Source organism: Arenimonas sp., assembly GCF_035312645.1.
Classification (GTDB): domain Bacteria; phylum Pseudomonadota; class Gammaproteobacteria; order Xanthomonadales; family Xanthomonadaceae; genus Arenimonas.
The window spans coordinates 14104-35699 of sequence record NZ_DATGBO010000057.1 but is presented as its reverse complement, the minus strand read 5'-3'; the positions used below and the strand labels follow the sequence as shown (position 1 = coordinate 35699).

The following is a 21596-nucleotide window of genomic DNA, read 5'->3' as shown; positions in this document are numbered from 1 at the left end:
GAAGACGCGCTGCGCCTCGCCCGCGAATTGCTCGAGAACGATGGCCTGGTGCTGCTGTCACCGGGCGCGCCGAGTTTTCCGCGCTACAAGGATTACGTCGAACGCGGCCGACATTTCGCCAAGGCCGCCGGCTTCGATCCGGAATCGATCAGTTCCATTCCCGGTCTCGGCGTTTCCTGACGCAAGAGCGTAGGAGCTGGCTCCTACGGAACGTTTGGGCATCTCGCGCACATCCTCTTAACCTGCACTGGCGATAATGCCGCCAGCCATTCGTCCGCGATGAGGATCCGCCATGCGTCGTCTATTGCTGCTGCTGTGTCTTTTCGTCATCAGTGTTTCCAGCGTCGCCGCGCCGCGCGCCGACAAGATCAGCTGGAAGGCGGGGGGCAAGGATTTCGATGGCTACCTGGTCTGGGACGACGCCAGCAAGGCGCCGCGTCCGGGGCTGGTGATGGTGCCGAACTGGTACGGCGTCAACGACCACGCGATCGCCAAGGCGAAGACGCTGGCGGGCAAGGATTACGTGATCCTGCTCGTCGACATGTATGGTCGCGGCCTTCGTCCTGCGAATCCCGATGAAGCCGGCAAGGCGGCCGGCGAGGTCTATGCCGATCCGGCAGGGTTGCGCACGCGCATCAATGCGGCGCTCGCTGCATTGCGCGGCGCCGGCAAGAAAGCGCCGCTGGATACGACCCGCATCGGTGCGATCGGTTTCTGTTTTGGCGGCGCGGTCGCGCTGGAACTCGCGCGCAGCGGTGCCGATATCGCCGGTGTCGCGACTTTCCACGGCAACCTCAGCACCAAACTGCCGGCGACGAAAGGCGCGGTAAAAGCGCCGTTGCTGGTGATGAATGGCGGCGACGACAAATTCATTTCCGCCGAATCGATCGCCGCGTTCCAGGACGAGATGCGCAACGCCGGCGCCGACTGGCAGTTCGTGAGTTTCGGCGGCGCCGTGCATTGCTTCGCCGAACCCGACGAGCACGGCACGGTGCCGGGCTGCCAGTTCCACGAGCCGAGCTATCGCCGCAGCGTGCGCATGATGCACAACTTCTTCGGCGATGTTTTCGCGAAGAAGTAGGTTCGCCGTTGTAGGAGCGACGCAAATCGCGAAATCCCAACGCGTGTCCGGAGCGGTCGCGACTTGCGTCGCTCCTACACCGAGCGAAAATCAGTGATTACGCTCGATCGCATATCGCGCCAAGCCACGCATTGCCTGCACCCAATCGTTGTCGGGCAGGTCGGCGATGGCGGCTTCGGCGGCGTCGGCGTAACGCATGGCGAGTTGGCGGGAGTATTCGAGGCCGCCGCTGGCGTGGATCGCCGACAACACTTCCGGCAGCGCGGCGGTGTCGCCGGCGCGGATGATCTCGGCGAGGCGTTCGCGCACGGCCGGTTGCGCATGCGCGAGCGCGTGGATCACCGGCAGCGTCGCCTTGCCTTCGGCGAGATCGTCGCCGAGGTTCTTGCCCAGCGTTTCGGCGTCGGCGGTGTAGTCGAGCACGTCGTCGGCGATCTGGAAGGCCAGGCCGAGGTTCATGCCGTAATCGTGCAGACGTTGTTGCAGCGGTACGTCGCCGCCCGCGACCAGCGCGCCAAGACGCGTCGCCGCCGCGAACAGCACGGCGGTCTTGCGCTCGATCACGCGCAGGTAGGCCGCTTCGTCGGTGTCGGGGTTGTGCACGTGCAGTAGCTGCAGCACTTCGCCCTCGGCGATCTGGTTGGTGGTGTCGGCGAGCACGCGCATGATCGCCATCGAATCGAGCTCGACCATCAACTGGAAGCTGCGCGAATACAGGAAGTCGCCGACCAGCACGCTGGGCGCATTGCCCCAGAGCGCGTTCGCGGTTTTCCTGCCGCGACGCAGATCGGATTCATCGACGACATCGTCGTGCAGCAGCGTCGAGGTGTGGATGAATTCGATGATCGCCGCGAGCTGGTGCTGGTCGCTGCCGCGATGGCCCAGCGCCTGCGCGGTGAGCACCACCAGCAATGGCCGCAGCCTTTTTCCGCCGGCGGCGACGATGTGTTCGGAAATCTGCTGGATCAGGACGACATCGGAATCGAGTCGCGTGCGGATCAGCGTGTTGACCTGCGCCATGTCGGCGGCGGCCAGGGACTGGATCTGGGCGATGCCGGGCAGGGTCGGGGCGAGGGCGTGGTCTGGCATGCGGGCATTATAAGCGGGCACGGGCGATCACCGCGCTGCGGCGAACACCCGGTAATGCTGCAGGCTGAGGCCGATACGTTCACCGGCTGCGGGCAGCGCGAGCAGGTCGTGGCTGGAAAGATCCATCACCAGCGGCCGCGTCTGCCCGGCCAGCGCCGCCTCAAGCGTGACCCGGCCCGCGAGCCGCCGCACCTCCAGCACCTTGGCCTGCAGGCCTTTGCCTGATTCGGAAAGACGCAGATCGTGCGGCCGCGAATACAGCGTCGCCGGGCCGACCGGACAATCGTCGCTGGTCAGTGGCGTCGACATGCCCGCTGCGAAGAACAGACCGTCGCGCACCTCGCCCTCGATCTGGTTGGAACGGCCGATGAAATCGAACACGAACGGCGAGGCCGGATGCGAATACACGCGCTCGGGTACATCGTCCTGCACGATCGCGCCCTGGTTCATCACCACCACGCGATCGGCGAGTTCCAGCGCTTCCTCCTGGTCGTGGGTGACGAATACCGTGGTCAATCCGGTTTCGTCGTGCAGCGTGCGCAGCCAGCGGCGCAGCTCGATGCGCACTTTCGCGTCCAGCGCGCCGAAGGGTTCGTCGAGCAGCAGCACGGTCGGATCGATCGCCATTGCCCGCGCCAGTGCCACGCGCTGGCGTTGTCCGCCGGACAATTGCGCCGGCAGGCGGTCGCGCAACGCGGCGATCTGCACGAGTTCCAGCAAGTCGTCGACTTTTTTCCGGATCGTCGCTTCCGCGGGCCGCTGCCGGCGTGGCTGCGAGCGCAGGCCGAAGGCGACGTTCTCGAACACGCTCATGTGCGGAAACAGCGCGTAATGCTGGAACACGAAACCGACGCGACGATCGCGCAGGCTCAGGCGCGTGGCGTCGTTGTCGCCGAACCGGATGCGGCCGCCGTCGACCGGCAGCAGCCCGGCGATCAGACGCAGCAAGGTGGTTTTTCCCGAACCGGAAGGGCCGAGCAGCGCGACCAGCTGGCCCGAGGGAATGGCGAGGTCGATCGGGCTGAGTGCGGCGACGCCGTCGAACCGCTTGCCCACGCCTTCGATGAGAATGTCCATGATGCTCCGTCAGTGGGTGCGGGCGGCGCGCGCCAGGCTTTCGCCGTGGCGACGCTCCAGCCAAAGTTTCAAGCCAAGCGTGATCAGCGCCAGCACCGTCAGCAGCGAGGCGACCGCGAATGCCGCCGCCGTCTGGAAATCGTTGTGCAATATCTCGACTTGCAAGGGCAGCGTGTTGGTGAGTCCGCGGATATGCCCCGAGACCACCGACACCGCGCCGAATTCGCCCATCGCACGGGCGTTGCACAGCAGCACGCCGTACAGCAGCGCCCAGCGCACGTTCGGAAACGTCACGCGCCAGAACATCTGCCAGCCACTCGCGCCCAGCGACGCGGCGGCTTCTTCCTGATCCTGGCCCTGCTGCTGCATCAGCGGGATGAGTTCGCGCGCGACGAATGGAAACGTGACGAAGAACGTCGCCAGCACAATGCCCGGTGTGGCGAAGATGATCTTGATCTCGTGCGCCTTCAGCCACTCGCCGAACCAGCCCTGCGCGCCGAACAACAACACGAACACCAGCCCCGCAACCACCGGCGACACCGAGAACGGCAGATCGATCAGGCTCAGCAACAGACCTTTGCCGGGGAAGCGGAACTTGCTGATCGCCCACGCGGCGGCGACGCCGAAAATGACGTTCGCGGGCACGCACAGGGTCGCGACCAGCAAGGTCAGCCAGATCGCGGCGAGCGTGTCGCTTTCCAGGATCGCGTTTTGGTAGGCCGCCCAACCTTGTGCCGCGGCTTCGACCACCACCACCGCCAGCGGCAACACGACCACGATCAGAATCAGCGCGATCGCGATGGCGATCAGCAGCCAGCGCAACCAGCGCGGCTCGCTGATCGCGGCATCGGCGCGTTCAGAGGATCTGGCCACGGCTGAGCCTCCGTTGCAGGGTGTTGAGCGCGAACAAGATCAGGAACGAGGTCGCGAGCATCAGCGAGGCGATCGCGGTGGCGCCGGCGTAGTCGTATTCGTCGAGCTTGATCACGATCAGCAGCGGCGCGATCTCCGATACATACGGAAGATTGCCGGCGATGAAGATCACCGAGCCGTATTCGCCGACACCGCGCGCGAATGCCAGCGAAAACCCGGTGAGCAAGGCCGGTGCCAACTGCGGCAGCAATACTCGCCACAGCGTGGTGAAGCGGCTGGCGCCCAGTGATGCGGCGGCTTCCTCGTGTTCGCGGTGCAGGTTTTCCAGTACCGGCTGCACGGTGCGCACGGTGAACGGCAGTCCGATGAACAGTAAAGCGACAATGATGCCGACCGGCGTGTACGCGACCTTGAGTCCAGCCAGTTCCAGCCAGTGACCGAGCCAGCCGTTGCCGGCGTAGATAGCCGTGAGTGCGATGCCGGCGACGGCAGTCGGCAGCGCGAATGGCAGGTCGATCAGCGCGTCGAAGAAACTGCGCGCAGGAAAGCGATAACGCACCAGCACCCAGGCGATCAGTCCGCCGATCACGGTATCGATCAGCGCCGCGAGCAGCGCGGTGCCAAAACTCAGCTTCATCGCCGCCCACACGCGCGCATCGCTGGCGATCGCCCACCAGCCATGCACGCCGAGGCCGCTGGCCTTGATCAGCAAGGCCAACAGCGGAATCAGCACGATCAGGCTCAGCCAGGTCAGACTGATACCCAACGTCAAGCCCAGTCCGGGCAAAGGGCCGGCCTGGCGCCAGGGATGTGCGAGCTTGGCGAAGACAGCACTCATCGCGATGGCTTGTAGATCTGGTCGAACGTGCCGCCATCGGCAAAATGTTCGGACTGCGCTTTCTTCCAGCCGCCGAAGGCTTTGTCGATGGTCACCGTCACTACGTTTGGAAATGCCTTCAGCGCTTCCGGCGAAACCAAGTCGGGCCGCGACGGACGGAAGTGATGTTTCGCTGCAAGTTGCTGGCCCTTGGCGCTGTAGAGAAAGGCGAGATAGGCCTCGGCGAGTTTGCGCGTGCCGTGGCGATCGACGTTTTTGTCGACCACCGCGACTGGTGGTTCGGCGAGGATGCTGATGCTCGGGATGACGATCTGCAAGTCCTTGCCTGCGGGTTCGCTCTGCGCGAGTTGCGCCTCGTTTTCCCAGGCGATCAGTACGTCACCGATGCCGCGATCGACGAACGTGGTGGTCGCGCCGCGCGCGCCGGTATCGAGCACCGGCACGTTGGCGAACAGACGTGCGAGGAAATCCTTGGTCTTGCCGAGGTCGCCATGGCTTTGTTGCGCGGCGTAGGTCCAGGCGGCGAGGTAGTTCCAGCGCGCGCCGCCGGAGGTTTTCGGATTCGGCGTGATCACCGAGACGCCGGGGCGCACGAGATCGTTCCAATCGCGGATGTTTTTCGGATTTCCCTTGCGGACCAGCAGCACGATCGTGGACCGATACGGCGTGCTGTTGTTGGGCAGGCGCGTCTGCCAGTTCGCCGGCAGCAATTTGCCCTTGTCGGCGATGGCATCGATGTCGGCGGCGAGCGCGAGCGTGACGACGTCGGCTTCAAGCCCGTCGATCACCGCACGCGCCTGCTTGCCGGAACCGCCATGCGAGGCCTGCAGCACAACGTCCTGACCGGTCTTCGCTTTCCACTCGCTGGCGAATTCCGTGTTGACCTCGCGATAGAACTCGCGGGTCGGATCGTAGGAAACATTGAGCAGCTCGGTGTTTTTTGCCGCGCTCAGACCGGCGCTGGCAGAGAGCGCGGCGATGAGCAGGATCTTGGCGAGATGATTCATGGGTGGGCTCCGTGATGTGCCGGAAAGTCAGAACGAAACCTGCACGCGTGAGAAGAAGGTCTTCTCGTCTTCGCGATCGGCGCCCTTAGCGGCGCCGCCAGCGAAATGTGCGCGGCTGTGGTTGAACACGAGCTTGAGATTGCTGGTCAGGTACCAGTTCAGGCCAAGGCCCCAGGCGCGCGCGTTGCTTGCCGAGGTCGCGGCATCGGCATACAGCGGGAAGGCACGGTCGTCGATATCAAGTTCGCCGTAGCGCGCGACCAGTTCGAACGCGCCCCAGCCGTTGCTGCCGGGTTCGAACGGATGCGCCGGCTTGACTACGCCGCGATAGCTCGCGTCTTCGCCGGTAAGCACCCAGCTGCCGGTGAGCTGCCAGGCGTCGTTGCGCAACGTGATGCGTGTGGTCGGTTTGCCGTTGAGTGCAAGTTCCTGCCGCGAACTGATGTATTCGCCAAGCAGGCCGAAGGCGTTGCGATAGTAATAAGCCTGCGGCGAAAAGCGGGTGTGGCTGCCATCGGCGAGCACGGTACTGCGATAGGCGAAGAACTGGTTCTGTCCGGGTGTGCGGTAACGCGGCAGGAAATTGTTGCCGGCGCCTTCCTTCTCGCCTTGGCTGGCCGCGATACCGAAGCCGAAACCCGACCAGGCATTGGCGGAATTTTTCCAGGGTTCGAAAAAGATGCGTGCGGCGGCTTCGAAATGATCGTCGCCATCGATGGTCGGCGCGTCGCGGCCATCGGGTGCGCCATTGAACACGCCGAGCGCGTAATTGATGCGGCCGGCCGCGAGTTCTCCCTGCAGCTGCACGCCGAGATCGCGGTTCGGCGCGAGTTCCGTCGGGAAGCCGCGTTCGATCGATGCCGTGCTGCTCGATGACTGCAAACGCTCGAGCCCGATCGGGCTGATGAACTTGCCAACGCGCAGCGTGTAGGCGGGATTGAAACGCAGGTCGACATAGGCGTCGACCAGCGTGGCGCTGTCGCCGGCGAAATCGGGTGTGATCCGGAAGCCGACCAGGGAGCCCAGCGAACCTTCAAGCGTTGGTCGTACCAGACGGAACAGGAAGGTGTCGTTCTGCGGCAGCGCGTTGTCGCCGAAGAACAGACGTTGATCCGCCTGCACGGTGCCGCGCAGCTTGATTTCGAAATCGCCCTTGGCATTGCGCGCGCTCAGGCCTTTGTCGTTGACGGTGACGACCGGCACACTCGCGGCTTTCGCGGTCGCGTCCTCCTGCTGCAATTCAAGCTGGCGCTCGATGATGCGCAGGCGCTGGTCGAGTGCGACGAGGGTGTCGGTGTTGTTGTTGGTGCTGCTGTCGGCAGGTGATGCCGAAGGCGCGGGTGAAGGCGGTTGCGATCGTGCGAGTTGTTGCTCGAGGCGGCGCAGACGTTCGGAAAGCGCGGCAATGGTCGCGGTCTGGGCATTGCTGGCGCTGGTTTCGGCAGCGATATTCAGTGCGAGTGCCGCGGCATTCGCTGGCGCCGTCGGTGTCGATGACGGATCGGCGGCGTAAGCGGGCAGGGCGGCGAACAATGCAGCGGCGGAAAGCAGACGACGGGGCATGAGGACTCCTTTGGAAAGTTGCATCGGGCGCCTCCAGTCGTCTGGTTGGCAGGGGGAAATGGCGAAAGGCACGCGATCGGCAGTGATCACGGGATGGCTTCGATGGAGGATCAACAACCGCCAGCCGGCGTGGTGTCCAGTTTCATTTTCTCGGTCCTGACCACCTGCACGATCCGCGACTGGTGCAGCACGATCTCCACGCTGCCGTAAGGCGTGGTGCGGATCGCTTCGAGCACGGCGAGTTCGTGCGTGGTCACTTCGGCAGCGATTGCGTCGGCGTTGGCGATGCCGGTTCGCGCAGGCTTCAAGGATGGACGCGGTTGCATGCGACCTCCTCACGGGATGCAGCGATGACGGCTGGAGCGACGAATTGCCCGTTGGCATCGGCGAATTGGCGCAGGCTGCGCTGGTCGATCACTTCCGACATCGCGCTGCGGACATCGCCCATCAACGCGCGCAGCGCGCAGGTTTCTGGCTCGCAGTCGTCGCAGGGTTTGTAGGCGGTGATCGAAGCGCAGCGGATCGGCGCGATCGGGCCGTCGATGCAGCGGACGATCTCGCCGATGGTGATCGTCTCGGCCGGGCGCGCCAGCCGGTGCCCGCCGAGCAGGCCGCGCTTGCTGCGGACCAGGCCGGCGTTGCGCAGCTGGACCAGGATCGCTTCGAGGAATTTTTCCGGGACGCCGGCGTGGTGGGCGATCTCGCGTGCCATCAGCCGCTCGGGCTCGCACCGGGCCAGCGTCGAGAGGGCGCGCAGGGCATATTTGGCTTTCATCGTCAGCATGGCGCGGCGGGCATCCCTCGAATCACAGTGGTCTTATAGGGTTTGCGATTTCTCTTCGTCAATCCTTATGAAACAATGAGTTATGGCTGATTCGAATGTCCATATTCGCCTCCGCTATAAGCCTGGCCTGCGATCAGGCGCAGGCCCCGGCAAATCCCGACGGCAGCGCGGTCGGATTTCTGGCGCCGCCGGCGCCTGCGTATACTTCAGGATTGGCCGGAAGCGGATTTGGAGAGGAAAGACATGGCACGTGGCGTCAACAAAGTGATTCTGGTCGGCACCCTGGGCAAGGACCCGGAAGTCCGTTACTCGCAAAGCGGCACGACCCTGACCAGCGTGTCGGTCGCGACCAACGAGTCGTGGAAGGACAAGAACGGCGAGAAGCAGGAACGCACCGAATGGCATCGGGTGAAGTTCTTCGGCAAGCTCGCCGAGATCGCCGGCGAATACCTCAAGAAGGGCGGCCAGGTCTACATCGAAGGCTCGCTGCGCACCGAGAAGTACACCGACAAGGCTGGCGTCGAGAAATACAGCACCGACATCATCGCCGACCAGATGCAGATGCTCGGCGGCCGTGGCGACGGCGGCGGTGACCGCGCCCCGCGCGAATCCGGCGGCGGCGACAGCTACGGCGGTGGTCGCAGCAGTGGCGGTGGTGGCAGCGCTCCGCGCAGTGGCGGCAACGCGCCATCGGCACCGAGCCGCAACGACGATCCGTTCCCGGATGACGACATCCCGTTCTGAGTCGGCATCCAGTCGTCATCGCGGGTTGAATTGAATGGCAGAAAGCTTCGGCTTTCTGCCATTTCTTTTGCGCGTGCATTTTTCCTGCCGATGAATTCTTCGCAGGGCAAGTCAAAAAAATCATTTGAATGATTAAAGAAAGTCCGCGGCCCATCTGGATGGGCGATGTGGGGCTGTTGAGGGGCTGCGCATCGAGAAGTGTATCGGCGATATCGCTGCATCGACAGGACTGTCTTGTGCTGCTATGCGTCAACAATGCAGCGATCGCGCAGACATGTGAGCGAGCTGCGTCGAGACGTGCGAGCGCGGACTTACTTTTTTTTAACAGCCGCGATTTACCAATGCATATGCACTGATTCGAGACAGTGATTTGCGAAAGATCGAAGGCATGTGGCCGATTCGCTCACCGCCTGCCGTGAGTAATTGCTGAGTACGCACGACCCGAGATGCGGAGCCATTCTCTGCCCGGTCCGGGGACCCACCATCAATCAGAACGCAAAGGACGCCATTCAAATGGATGATCTATTTCGTTTCCTGTTGCTGCGGCCAGCCACTCCCGTAGCTCCCGACGACATCAATGAACTTGCCGCGAGTTTTGCGCCTGCGGGAACGCCGGTGGATGCGGCACGGAAGAAAGCCCAGGCCTTCGTGGATCGCAAGGCACACGCCACTTCTGCTGCTGGAATGAAATATTCCGGTGCTGCATTGAAGGCCGTATCCGGATTGCGTGCGGGAGGTCTGCCTGCCGCAGAACTGGCGACTCTCGTGAAAGCCGCGACGGGCAAGACCCTCGCACAAGTCATCGCCGATCCGAAGTTTTCCGCTGAGGCGAAGCTGCTCGCGGATTCGCTGGTCGCGATGAAACTTCTTTCCGATTCTTCAGGCGGCGACGCCGCAGGGCTCGCGATGGTCGCGCAGGGCTACGATGCGATCCAGCTGGCGAGCAGCGGACGCGACCCCGTCCAGCTTCGCCCGCTCACGATCGCGAATTTCCCCGGCAATTTCCCCGGCCGCACGCCAGCTCCAGGGGCACCGCGCCCACCTTCGGCGCCGCCGAAGTCAAACGATTCGAAAGCCACTGCTGCGTCGCTGGCCAACCTTGAGGCGGCGTTGAGCGCACTCACTGCGCTATCCGTTTCTGCTTTCGACACCAAGAACGCCTTGCCCCTCGCAGTGACGTCGGGCCGCGCGCGCCGAACCACAGCCAGCGTCGCGGCTGCGTCGACAAAGCCCTGGCTGCTGTCCGCGTCCGCTATCGCCAAGCTGCCGGCGGCGGTGCGCAAAACTCTCGCCGAACATGGCGCGAATCCGCAGGCCCAGCCACTCCCGCAGGTAATGGAAACCCTCAACACCGCGAAAGCACCGCTCGAATTGCTGCTGGTCGATATGTCCGAGGCGGTCGAGCTCAGCCAGTTCGGAAATGCTGTGGCTGCGGTCACTCCCGCCGACTACATCGGCGAGCCGACCAGTGCGTTGCCTGCGCTTCCCGGCAATATCCGCCCAGCCGGAATCGGCGATCTGCTGATGGTCAAGCAGCACACGCTCCGCTACGAAGGCGGCGAGCTTGCCCATGTCGAGAACATCCTGAAGTCCGAGCACCTGTCGCGCGACACCCGTCGCCTGGAACGCACCGAGACGACCGTCCTGCAGGAAACCGAAACGACGAAGGAAGAAACCCGCGATACGCAGACCACGGATCGCTTCTCGCTCAATCGCGAAACCTCGAACACGATCAAGACCGACAGCTCGCTGAAAGCCGGTCTGTCCGTGGATGCGAAATACGGGCCGTTCGTGGAAGTGAAGGCGAACGCCGATTTCTCCACCTCCGTATCGACCGAATCCGCCGAGAAGCAGGCCACCCAGTTCAGCAAGGACGTGGTGGAGCGGTCGACCTCGAAGCTGGTGGAGCGGGTGCTCGAGCGCCGCAGCGTCACCACCATCACCGAGTTCGAGGAAAAATACTCGCACGGCTTCGACAACAGCACCGGCGCGGGCCACATCAGCGGCTTTTACCAGTGGCTGGACAAGGTGCTGCAGGCGCAGGTCTACAACTACGGAAAGCGCCTGCTCTTCGATGTGACGTTGCCCGAGCCGGCAACGAATTTCATTCTCGCGCAGACGCACGAAAGCGATCCGTCGACCACGCTCGTGAAGCCGCCTGCATTCACGGCGATCGCGTCGCAGATCACCGAAGGAACTTATCTGCAGTGGGCGAAGACCTACGACGCCACGGGCCTGGAACCGCCGCCGGCGCCAATCAAGACCGTCGTCAAGACCTTCGCCGGTGTTTATGCCCAGGACGGACATCAGAGCACCGAGTCGGCGACGCTGGCGATCGACGACGGCTATCGAGCGAAGTACTGCTCGTTCGTCAAGGACGCCGTCCGGGAAGCCAACGCGCAGTGGCGCGTCTTTGTCGGCAGCGCCTGGTACGACGCGCTTACCGGCGATCAGTATCGGAACATGGCGGGCGAAGTCGGCTCGATTGGTTTTGCCTACGACGCGCAAAATGTGAACGTGTTGTCGGCGTCGATAGAAATATTCTGCGAGCGCACCGAGCGTGCCTACCAGGCTTGGCAGCTCAAGACGCATGCGACGATCACCCAGGCCTACCTGGCGAAGATGCAGGACTTCGAACAGAAACTCGCGCAGGCGCGCGCCGCGGCGGCTACGGTGATCGCCGGGCACAACCCGGAGTTCAACCAGCGCTTGGTCAGCGATGAACTGCGCAAGCAATGCATCGCTCTCGTCACCGGCCAGCACTTCGAATCTTTCGGCGCGCTGGAGCTTTCGGCCGAAGGCTACGCGCAGCCGAACCTCGACCGCACTGCCACCCAGATGCCATACGTGCGTTTTTTCGAACAGGCCTTCGAATGGGAACACATCGTCTATTTCTTCTATCCGTATTTCTGGGGCTGGAAAGCCGGCTGGAAGAATCGCTTTCTGCTCGATGACGTCGACCCGCAGTTCGGGGATTTCCTGCGGGCCGGCGCCGCCCGCGTCGTCTTTCCGGTTCGGCCCGGATTCGAGGCCGCCGTCGTGCACTATCTGGAAACCGCGAAGATATGGAACGGCGGCGCGGCGCCGGATATTTCCGGTTCCCTGTACGTGCCCATCGTCACGGAGATCCAGGAGGCGACGGGTGCGCCCGGCGGTGAAGTGCCGGTCGGCGATCCCTGGCTCGTGCGATTGCCGACCACGCTCGTACGTCTTCGCGCGAACAACGACCTGCCCGAGTGGCAGAAGGTGGGAGACAACTGGCAGCCGACGAACTGATCGCGTCGCACGATCATGTCCGACTACGACAGCAGGCTTCGGCTCTATGCGCTGGCGAATCCCGCGGATTTCGCCGCGCAGGGCGCGACCATCGAACGGCTGGTCCTGCAGACACTGCGGCTGCCGCCTTCGCCGCTGCGCCGCGTGTACATCTCGCCGAGCAGTGGCTGGTTCGAGTACACCGCACTCGATGAGTTGTGGGAGCGGAGCACGCCACCAACGCTGCCCGCCGCACCTGCTGCAATGAAAGCCGCCGAGGAATTGCTCGCGAACCTGGAGCGGGCTTGTTCCGATGCCAATCGCGCCTGGCCGACGAGCTTGCGCGGAATGGCCTTGTTTCCGCCCATCGCGATGCTCCAGCGCATCGGCCTGCATGCGGTACCGCGACCGGATGGCTCGAACTGGGACCATTGGATCTATCGCGCGCAACCGCGACTGGCGTTGGATGGCGGATCGAAAACCCGCGCCGATGTTTTCGGCGCGCAGATCGAAGTGCGCATCGGCCACATGGGCCAGCCGATCAGCGTGCGCTCGCGCTGGACTCCATTGTCTGGCGAGCAGCAATTCACCGACCTGTCCGCCTTCCGGCCATCCGCTGCCGAGGATGCCAAAGACGTCGGCAGTGCTGACACCACCGCACCGCCGATTCGCTTTTCCCTGGATGGCGATGGCATCCCGCAGTACTACCTCGCGCCGTATTACTTCGCTTCGGACGATGGCGAGTACGACATGACGAGTGCATCACCGTATTCGCTGACCGTCGCCGTGGACCTCACGCGCCAGGACAAATCCGGCATGACGCTTACCGCGCTCGCCCGCGGCGGCAGCGGGAATTACGCCTACAACTGGGGCGTGTATTCCATGCCTCTGGTCGAAAACGGAATCCGCGAACTCGGCCCCGGCAGCACAGTGATCATCAGCAATGGCGACGGGCGACCGGTTGCGAGTTCGATCAAGCTCGACAGCCGCGCCTGCATCGTTGCCCTGAATGTGAAAGATCGTGCGACGGGGGCGTTCAAGCATCACCAGCAACAGATATATCCCCGTATTCCTGTCGAAGGCGACGTCGAAGTTTCGTCGTCGCAGCTCGCCTAGCCCGCTATGAAATGCGCCGACTCCGCCACCGGTTGGACCTTCGACTGCCTGACCGATGTCTCGGGGCAGCCGCAAGATGGCGGTCTCGTATTGCAGAAGGTGCGGCATGACGGTCACAACTTCGCCAAGGACATCCGCACTGTCGGCCTCTGGTTCGAATTCGAGAAATTCGATGCGCTCGGTCAGTCGCAGGGCGTGCATAAGGTGCTTTGTCCGCTGGCCGCGAGCCAGGGTTTTGTGGTGTCGCCGGTACGCCTGCTCGTGCCCAAGACGATGGCGTACCCGGAAGTCGTGCAGAAGATCAAAGGACACGCGCAGACGTTCAAGTACCTCGAAGAGAGCAATACCGCGCTGCTATTCTCGGACTATTTCCGCGACGGCGACAACGCGGTCGCTTTCGGTGTGGCGGCAAAATACGACGGGTCGCTGGTACTCGACAGCCTGGTCTGGGAATTGGGTTTTCCGCCCTGCGAATATTCCGGATTCTCGGTCGAACAGATCTTCCTGTTCTCGCGATATTCCAACGTACCCGCGCACGAACCATCGGGCGCGCTGCTCGCGGCGCGCTTCCATCCGCTGATTCACTATCAGCTGACGAAGAACACCGCCTACGATCCAATGCTCTCGCGCACGCGGATCAGAAGCATCCGCTTCGATTACCGATTGCACCTGTATCTGGACAGCAGCCACGAATTCACCGAAAAGCCGGACGCAGCGCAGACGCGGAAGCGGCGTTCGCAGGGCAATCAGGCCGGCTTGTTCGCTGACAGGGACAGCCTGGGTTTTTGGCGCTCCGTCACCGCGCCAGTCCGGGACATGTCGACATTGGCATTCGCGGCGGTGGAAAAGCCCCTGGTCCTGGAAGTCACCGCGCCCGGATTGTTCAAGGGCGTTTCCGAAGGCGGCGATCTGGCGGTTCCGCCGCCCGAAGGCAAGGTGAGCTGCTGGGACAACATCCATTGGTGGGGCACGCGCTACGCGGCGAACACCTACATTTCCGCGCCGGGAGCGTTCCACGCGGCGCATTGCCACTGGCGATGGGGCGAGCTGATCAACAATGCCGGGATCATTCCGGGCGCCGACTACGACTACGGCTTCCGGCATTTTCTTCCTGGCAAGCCGCTGGTCGATCTGGGCATCTTCATGCAGACCATCAAGGTGGCAGTGACACGGCTCACGTCGTGGCGTGATCCGGAGCAGACGCCGCTGGCCAAGCTCACCACAAGCGAGTGGGCAGATTTTTTCGACGGAAAACACAGCTTCGCAGCGCAGCCGATCGACACCGGCGACGACATCGTCCTTTGGTATTCCACGGAGGTGGCCAGCGAGGTGACCATTCCCTCGCTGGGCAATACGCCCTTCTATGCGGCAGATTCGGGCACGGTCTTCCTCCATGGCATCTTCTTCGCGCATGACGCGGAAAAATCCGGCGGCGCGGTCGGGTCCACCGAAGCGCAATATCGGCCCAGAAGCGCCGACGAGATTAAGCGCGCCGGCAAATGGTTTCGCCCCGCTGGCTAAAGCCGGCCCCGATACGCAGGCGCAGGCTGGTGTTTCGTCGTCCCGCCCGCGCAACTCCCCGGCGAGGGCCGCAACAGGGTTGGCCGGCCTGCAAGGCGCTGCGATATCCTTGGGCCATCGGGGAACGCAGGGATGGACATGCAGACTTGGCTGGTCACGGGCGGTGCCGGGTTCATCGGCGGTAATTTTGTCATCGGCGCGCTGGCGGCGGGGACGGAGCTGCGCATCGTCAACCTCGATGCGCTCACCTATGCCGGCAATGTCCACACCCTGGCCGGATTGAAGAATGATCCGCGGCATGTTTTCGTCGCCGGCGACATCGGCGATCGCGCCCTGGTCAATCGCCTGCTCGGCGAATATCAGCCGACCGCCATAATCAATTTCGCCGCCGAAAGCCACGTCGACCGCTCCATCGACGGCCCGGCCGCTTTCATCCAGACCAATGTCGTCGGCACGCTGTCGCTGCTCGAAGCCAGTCGCGATTACTGGCGCGCATTGCCGGAGTCGCAGCGCGGCGCGTTCCGCTTCCTGCATGTGTCCACCGACGAGGTCTACGGTTCGCTCGGCGATTCCGGCGCCTTCACCGAAGAAACACCGTATGCGCCGAACTCGCCGTACTCGGCGAGCAAGGCCGCTTCCGACCATCTCGTCCGCGCCTTTCAACACACCTATGGCCTGCCGACGCTGACGACCAATTGCTCGAACAATTACGGCCCGTACCAATTCCCGGAAAAACTTATTCCGCTGATCATCCAGAAAGCGCTGGCCGGCGATCCGCTGCCCGTGTACGGCGATGGCCGCAATATCCGCGACTGGTTGTACGTCGGCGACCACTGCCTGGCGATCCGGCGCGTGCTCGCCGCCGGCCGCGTCGGCGAGACCTACAACATCGGCGGCGATGCCGAGCGCGAAAACATCGCCGTGGTGAAAACACTCTGCGCCTTGCTCGACGCGCGCCGCCCGCGCGCCGACGGCAGGCCGCGCGAAAGCCAGATCACCTACGTCGCCGACCGACCTGGGCATGACCGTCGCTATGCGATCGATGCGAGCAAGCTCAAGCGCGAACTCGATTGGGCGCCGACACTGAGTTTCGAAAAGGGCATCGCCGACACGGTGGACTGGTATCTGGACAACGCAGCATGGACGCGGCAGGTGCTCGACGGCAGTTATCGCCTCGAACGCATCGGCCAGGGAGTGGTGGCATGAGCAGCACGATGCAACGCAAGGGCATCATTCTCGCCGGCGGCTCGGGCACGCGCCTGTATCCGATCACCCAGAGCATCAGCAAACAGCTGCTGCCGGTGTACGACAAGCCGATGATCTACTACCCGCTCAGCGTGCTGATGCTGGCTGGTATCCGCGACGTGCTGATCATCAACACCCCGCACGAACAGGAATTGTTCAAGCGCCTGCTCGGCGATGGTTCGCAATGGGGCATGCGCATCGAATACGCTGCGCAGCCCAGCCCCGACGGTCTCGCGCAGGCCTTCCTGATCGGTCGCGATTTCCTCGCCGGTGCGCCCAGCTGCCTGGTGCTTGGCGACAACATTTTCCATGGCCAGGGCCTGACCGAATTGCTGGTGCGCGCCGATGCCCGCCGCGACGGTGCGACGGTATTCGGCTACTGGGTCAAGGATCCGGAACGTTACGGCGTCGCCGAATTCGATCGCGACGGTCGCGTCGTCGGCCTGGAAGAAAAGCCTGCGCAGCCGAAGTCGCAATACGCCGTCACCGGTCTGTATTTCTACGATGGCCGCGCGCCTGATTTCGCCGCCGGCCTGAAACCTTCGCACCGCGGCGAACTCGAGATCACCGATCTCAACCGCTGCTATCTCGAACAGGGCGCGCTGCACCTGGAAAAACTCGGCCGCGGCTACGCCTGGCTCGACACCGGCACGCACGAGTCGTTGCTGCAGGCGTCCAATTTCATCGAGACCATCGAAGCGCGACAAGGACTGCGCGTGTGCTGCCCCGAGGAAATCGCCTTCTTCAACCGCTGGATCACGCCGGCGCAGTTGCGCGAACTCGCGACGCCGCTGGCCAAGAACGGCTATGGCCAATACCTGCTGAGCCTGCTCGACCACGAGCGCGTCGAATGAAGATCCTCGATGCCGATCTGCCCGGCTGCAAGATCATCGAGCCGCAGGTGTTCGGCGACAGTCGCGGCGCCTTCTACGAATCCTGGAACAAGCCGAAGTGGGCGCAGGCTGGGCTGGATCTGGATTTCGTGCAGAGCAATGTTTCCATCTCCGGACGCGGCGTATTGCGCGGCCTGCATTACCAGTGGCCGCAACCGCAGGGGAAACTGGTCAGCGTGCTCGAAGGCGAGGTCTACGATGTCGCCGTCGATATCCGTCGCGGCTCGCCGCAGTTCGGGCGCTGGACGGCGGTGATCCTCAGCGCGGAAAACAAACGCGAGTTCTGGATTCCGGAAGGTTTCGCGCATGGCTTCGTCGTGTTGTCGGAGCGCGCGGTTTTCCACTATCTGTGCACGGCGCCGTATCTGCGCGAGGCCGACGCCGGCATCCGCTGGGACGATGCCCGTCTCGCGATCGACTGGCCAGTGAGCGCGCCCGACCTGTCGGACAAGGACGAACGCGCACCTTTCTTCGATGCCATCAGCCCTGATCGTTTGCCGGAGTATCGCGCATGAAAATCCTTCTTCTTGGCGCCGACGGACAGTTGGGCTACGAATTGCACCGCGCCTGCGCGCCGCTGGGCGAGATCCTGCCGTACACGTATTCGGGACAGCTGCCGGGTGCGCAGCGCTGCGGGAAAATCGATTTCGCGGTCGCCGGCGCTCTCGCGGAATTGATCGCCGAACAACGACCGCAACTGGTATTGAATGCGGTCGCGCATACTGCCGTCGATCGCGCCGAGGACGAACCGGCACTGGCACAACGCGTCAATGCCGAAGCCGTGAGCGAACTCGCGCAGGCCTGCCGCAGCGCCGACGCGCGGCTGGTGCATTACTCGACCGATTACGTGTTTGGCGGCGACAGCCAGCGGCCCTGGCGCGAAGACGATGCCACGCATCCGCTTGCCGTCTATGGCCGCAGCAAGCTCGCCGGTGAGGAAGCGGTGCGCAACAGCGGCTGTCGCCACATGATCCTGCGCACGGCCTGGGTGTACGCCGCGCGCGGACAGAATTTCCTGCGCACGGCGCTGAAGCTGGCGAAGGAGCGCGAGGAATTGCGCATCGTCCACGACCAGATCGGTTCGCCGACGCCGGCGCGCTGGCTGGCCACCAGCACCGCATTGGCGCTGGCGAAGAAACACGAGGGAAACGGCACCTGGCATGTCGTTTCCGATGGCGAATGCAGCTGGTTCCAGTTCGCCGCGGCGATCTATTCCGAAGCGCTGGCGGCGAAAGTCATCGAGCGCGCGCCGCGCCTGCTCGGCATCCCGAGCAGCGATTATCCGACCAAGGCCAAGCGCCCCGCGTATTCGCGCCTGGATTGCAGCAAGTTCGCCAACGATTTCGGTCTGCGCCTGCCCGACTGGCGCGTGGGCCTGCGCGAAGTGATCGGCGAGATGGCCGAGGCGCGCACCCTGTAATTTGTAGGAGCGGGCATGACCGCGACGAGCTTGCCATGCCTATTCAAACAATCGCGGTCATGCCCGCTCCCAGGAGTGGAATTGGGTTGTAGAGCGTTCGCTGTCCATGATCCACTAGCCCTCGCGTTGTCCTGTTTGGTGCCGCGGAGTCGCTGTACGGCGGCATGATTTCAAGCCGATCCTTTTTTTGCCCCTTCGTCCTGCAGGAGAGAAACAATGATTAGAAACACGCTTGCGCTGTCTCTGGCTGCCGGTCTCGGCCTGTGCCTGATGGCTCCCGCCACTTTCGCGGCGGCACCGACGCTCTATGGCAGCGTCGAATTCAGCCACCTCAAGGCCAGCGGTGCGGAGTATCCGTATGAATTCGCCGTCGATGCGACCGCCACCAACTTCACCGAGTTGCCGGGCGTTGGCTTCAACTCGGGTGATGATCGCTCGCTGCGGATGGGCCTGGATTTCTCTTCGCCGTTGTTCGTCGAACTGGCGATTACCCACGCCAATCTCAATGGCACTGCGCCGGCGCTGACTGGCGCCGATTCCTCGCCATGCATCGCCTCCAACAATTTCTACGAGGCCGATTGCAGTACGACGAGCAACTTCACCTCCAACTACCGCAGCAGCAACACCGACCTGATCGCCGGCTGGGCCTTCCAGCTCACGCCAAAGACCACGCTCAGCCCTTATCTGGGCATCCGGCGCATGAAGTTCGACGACGTGCGCGAAGGACTGGACACGATTCCTTTCAGCAGCGACGGCGTGTTCCAGCAGACGGTGGCGACGCACTTCAGCCACACGGGCTGGGTCGCGGGTCTGCGCTTCAAGCAGGAATTCGCCACGCGCGGCTTCGTCAAGGCCGAGATCCAGCAGGCGCATGCCAGTGGCGATCGCGACCACACCCTCGACGGCACGTTGACCGATGCCTTGCCGGGCGGCAGCAGCGTTGGCGCGACGCAACGGATGTGGCGTGCGGAAGTGGGTTTCACTTTTGCGATGGGTCCGCAGCGCGGCAGTCTCAGCCTCGGTTACCAGGATCTGCGCCATGGCGGTCTCGATACCACGCAGTTCACCGCGACCGACGGTGGTCCGACACTCGGTTCGGTCTACGTGCCGAACTACGCCGCGCTGGGTGACCGCAACGACAGTCTCTCGATGCGCGGCTTGTTCCTGAGTTTCGGCATCAACAACTGATCCGGATCAGCGAAGGCAAGAAAAAGGGCGGAAGAAATTCCGCCCTTTTTTGTGGCCGCCCTATAGCTGCGGACCTGGCCGCGACGAATCTGGCGAGGCCACCTCAAGCAATCGCGGTCATGACCGCTCCTGCGGCTACTTGACGCCATGCATGCCGCGACGGATCAGCGGCGAGAAGACGAAGGCGAGGGCGGCGAAGCCCAGGCCCACCCACATCATCAGCCAGAACAGGTGCTCGTATTTCGCGGCAGCCGTCGTCCATTCCGCGGAATGCGCGACCAGCGTGCCGCCGCTGGGCAATTCCTTGTCCAGCGAGGCGAGTTTGCCCAGCAGCGCCGCCAGCGTTTCCGAAAATGCCGTTGCCAGAAACCACGTGCCCATCATCAGGCTGACTACGCGCGGCATCGACAACTGCGTCACCGCCGACAGCCCGACCGGCGACAGGCACATCTCGCCGACTTCGAGCACGAAATACGCGAGCACCAGCCACCACACGCTCGCCTGCTCACCGCTGGCGCCGGCGTATTGCGCAGCGAGTGCCATCGGCACGAAGGCCAGGCCACCGAACATCAAACCGATCGCGCTCTTGATCGGCTTCGACGGATCGGCGTTGAACTTGTCCAGCCAGCCCCATAAGCCCGAGAAGATAGGCGCCAGCAGCACCAGGAAAATCGCGCCGAGATACGTCAGCGAGCCGCCGGTCTGCGGCAGCACCACCGAGTCGCGTACCAGGAAGATCAGCATCAGCACGAAGGCACCGGCGAAAAGCAGCTTCGGCGCCTTCGACGCCGGGTTGCGATCCGACAGGCTGGCCGCGACCATGAAAGACAGCGGCGCCAGCAGCAGCGAGATGATCGACCAGGGCAGCGGCGTGCCGGTGGTGATCACAAGAGCGGGCACGATGTCCTTGGTCATCAGGCGATCGGTGAAGGTCACCCAGCTGCCGTAGGTCTGCTCGTACAGGGTGAAGAACACCAGGCACATGAAGATCAGCGTCATCAGCGAAATCATCTGGTGTCGCTGTACCGGGGTGCACTTGGCCAGCACGTACCACATGAACCACACGAGCACGCCGAGCATCACCAGCATCATCAGCCCGAACGCCAAGGAAATGTCGCCGGGCAACTTGAAGGCGCCATTGGCCACCGCCCACATCAGGCCAGCCAGCGGCAACAGACCGGCGAAGCCACCGAAATAGATCGACCATTCGATTGCGGGTGCCAGCGGCTTCGGCGGTTCGGCGTGCCCACGCAGGTATTTCTGGCCCCAGAGAAATTGCGCCAGGCCCAGCGCCATGCCGATGCCGGCGGCGCCGAAACCGTATCTCCAGCCCAAGGTCTGGCCGAGATACCCGCAGACGATGGAGGCGAACAACGCGCCGAGATTGATGCCGGCATAGAACAGCGAGAAACCGGAATCGCGGCGCGGATCGTCCTGCGAATAGAGCTTTCCGACGATGGTGGAAATGTTCGGCTTGAGAAAGCCCACGCCCATGATGATCAGCGACAGCGACAGATAGAACACGCGCAAGGCGCCGTCATCGCGCGTGACCACGCCGTTGGCGATGGTCGCGGTATGCCCTTCGAACGCCATGCCGAAATGCCCGAGGCACAGCAGGATGCCGCCGAACACCACCGCCTTGCGCATGCCCAGGTAGCGGTCGGCGAGCATGCCGCCGAACACCGGTATGCAGTAGACCAATCCGCCGTATGCGCCGAGCACATCGAGGCCGACCGAGTCGCCGAACTTGTGGTGCTCGATCAGGTACAGCAACAACAAGGCCTTCATTCCGTAGAAGGAGAACCGCTCCCACATCTCGGTGAAGAAGCAGACGAAGACGCCTTTCGGGTGGCCGAGGAATTCGTCGCTGGCGGGCAGGGCGGCGGTTTGGTTCACGCGGAT

At 63.4% G+C, this 21596-nt stretch carries 19 protein-coding genes and 1 pseudogene; 11 read left to right on the top strand and 9 right to left on the bottom strand.

The window, feature by feature from the left end:
* Both murD and VKM35_RS05310 read left to right on the top strand, forming a co-directional pair.
* Positions 1–180: pseudogene (gene murD, locus VKM35_RS05315) on the top strand (UDP-N-acetylmuramoyl-L-alanine--D-glutamate ligase); the annotation flags it as partial.
* 112 nt (positions 181–292) lie between these two features.
* On the top strand, positions 293–1081 hold the full coding sequence (locus tag VKM35_RS05310) for a dienelactone hydrolase family protein (RefSeq protein ID WP_324319113.1): 789 nt from the start codon (positions 293–295) through the stop codon (positions 1079–1081).
* 90 nt (positions 1082–1171) lie between these two features.
* Here VKM35_RS05310 and VKM35_RS05305 read toward each other — a convergent pair whose 3' ends face one another.
* The 8 genes from VKM35_RS05305 to VKM35_RS05270 all read right to left on the bottom strand — a co-directional run bounded on the left by VKM35_RS05305 (position 1172) and on the right by VKM35_RS05270 (position 8312).
* On the bottom strand, positions 1172–2170 hold the full coding sequence (locus VKM35_RS05305) for a polyprenyl synthetase family protein (protein WP_324319111.1): 999 nt from the start codon (positions 2168–2170) through the stop codon (positions 1172–1174).
* 27 nt (positions 2171–2197) lie between these two features.
* Entirely contained in the window at positions 2198–3247 is a 1050-nt protein-coding gene (locus tag VKM35_RS05300; RefSeq protein WP_324319108.1) for a sulfate/molybdate ABC transporter ATP-binding protein, read from the bottom strand.
* Between the two features lie 9 nt (positions 3248–3256).
* Positions 3257–4120: a sulfate ABC transporter permease subunit CysW gene (gene cysW, locus VKM35_RS05295; protein ID WP_324319106.1), complete on the bottom strand. Its 864-nt coding sequence runs from the start codon at positions 4118–4120 to the stop codon at positions 3257–3259.
* A complete protein-coding gene (gene cysT / locus VKM35_RS05290; RefSeq protein WP_324319104.1) occupies positions 4104–4958 on the bottom strand; it encodes a sulfate ABC transporter permease subunit CysT in 855 nt (284 codons plus the stop codon). The genes cysW and cysT overlap by 17 nt, the downstream gene beginning before the upstream one ends.
* Positions 4955–5965 (bottom strand): sulfate ABC transporter substrate-binding protein, encoded by a 1011-nt coding sequence (locus VKM35_RS05285; RefSeq protein WP_324319102.1) that lies wholly within the window; start codon positions 5963–5965, stop codon positions 4955–4957. The genes cysT and VKM35_RS05285 overlap by 4 nt, the downstream gene beginning before the upstream one ends.
* Before the next feature lie 27 nt (positions 5966–5992).
* Positions 5993–7528, bottom strand: a complete 1536-nt coding sequence (locus VKM35_RS05280; RefSeq protein WP_324319100.1) for an OprO/OprP family phosphate-selective porin — start codon at positions 7526–7528, stop codon at positions 5993–5995.
* A gap of 110 nt (positions 7529–7638) precedes the next feature.
* Positions 7639–7854, bottom strand: a complete 216-nt coding sequence (locus VKM35_RS05275) for a DUF2292 domain-containing protein (RefSeq protein WP_324319098.1) — start codon at positions 7852–7854, stop codon at positions 7639–7641.
* Positions 7833–8312, bottom strand: a complete 480-nt coding sequence (locus tag VKM35_RS05270; protein ID WP_324319096.1) for an Rrf2 family transcriptional regulator — start codon at positions 8310–8312, stop codon at positions 7833–7835. Before VKM35_RS05270 ends, VKM35_RS05275 begins: the two co-directional genes overlap by 22 nt.
* A gap of 243 nt (positions 8313–8555) precedes the next feature.
* Between VKM35_RS05270 and ssb the strand changes: the two genes are divergently transcribed.
* The 9 genes from ssb (at position 8556) to VKM35_RS05225 (ending at position 19694) form a co-directional block, all read left to right on the top strand.
* Complete coding sequence (gene ssb, locus VKM35_RS05265; protein ID WP_324319094.1) at positions 8556–9056, top strand: single-stranded DNA-binding protein; 501 nt, start codon at positions 8556–8558, stop codon at positions 9054–9056.
* A gap of 513 nt (positions 9057–9569) precedes the next feature.
* The gene (locus VKM35_RS05260) at positions 9570–12332 is read left to right on the top strand and encodes a hypothetical protein (protein ID WP_324319092.1); all 2763 of its coding nucleotides are present in this window, start codon (positions 9570–9572) and stop codon (positions 12330–12332) included.
* 15 nt (positions 12333–12347) lie between these two features.
* On the top strand, positions 12348–13427 hold the full coding sequence (locus VKM35_RS05255; RefSeq protein WP_324319090.1) for a hypothetical protein: 1080 nt from the start codon (positions 12348–12350) through the stop codon (positions 13425–13427).
* Between the two features lie 6 nt (positions 13428–13433).
* Entirely contained in the window at positions 13434–14948 is a 1515-nt protein-coding gene (locus VKM35_RS05250) for a hypothetical protein (RefSeq protein ID WP_324319088.1), read from the top strand.
* Positions 14949–15086: 138 nt separating this feature from the next.
* The gene (rfbB, locus tag VKM35_RS05245) at positions 15087–16154 is read left to right on the top strand and encodes a dTDP-glucose 4,6-dehydratase (protein WP_324319118.1); all 1068 of its coding nucleotides are present in this window, start codon (positions 15087–15089) and stop codon (positions 16152–16154) included.
* A complete protein-coding gene (gene rfbA, locus VKM35_RS05240) occupies positions 16151–17047 on the top strand; it encodes a glucose-1-phosphate thymidylyltransferase RfbA (protein WP_324319086.1) in 897 nt (298 codons plus the stop codon). The genes rfbB and rfbA overlap by 4 nt, the downstream gene beginning before the upstream one ends.
* Positions 17044–17601 carry a dTDP-4-dehydrorhamnose 3,5-epimerase gene (rfbC, locus tag VKM35_RS05235; protein ID WP_324319083.1) on the top strand — a complete coding sequence of 186 codons (558 nt, stop codon included), beginning with the start codon at positions 17044–17046 and terminating at the stop codon, positions 17599–17601. The genes rfbA and rfbC overlap by 4 nt, the downstream gene beginning before the upstream one ends.
* The gene (rfbD, locus tag VKM35_RS05230) at positions 17598–18506 is read left to right on the top strand and encodes a dTDP-4-dehydrorhamnose reductase (protein WP_324319081.1); all 909 of its coding nucleotides are present in this window, start codon (positions 17598–17600) and stop codon (positions 18504–18506) included. Before rfbC ends, rfbD begins: the two co-directional genes overlap by 4 nt.
* Positions 18507–18722: 216 nt before the next feature.
* Positions 18723–19694: a hypothetical protein gene (locus VKM35_RS05225; protein ID WP_324319079.1), complete on the top strand. Its 972-nt coding sequence runs from the start codon at positions 18723–18725 to the stop codon at positions 19692–19694.
* 135 nt (positions 19695–19829) lie between these two features.
* Here VKM35_RS05225 and VKM35_RS05220 read toward each other — a convergent pair whose 3' ends face one another.
* Positions 19830–21590, bottom strand: a complete 1761-nt coding sequence (locus VKM35_RS05220; protein WP_324319077.1) for an oligopeptide:H+ symporter — start codon at positions 21588–21590, stop codon at positions 19830–19832.
* Between the last annotated feature and the right edge of the window lie 6 nt (positions 21591–21596).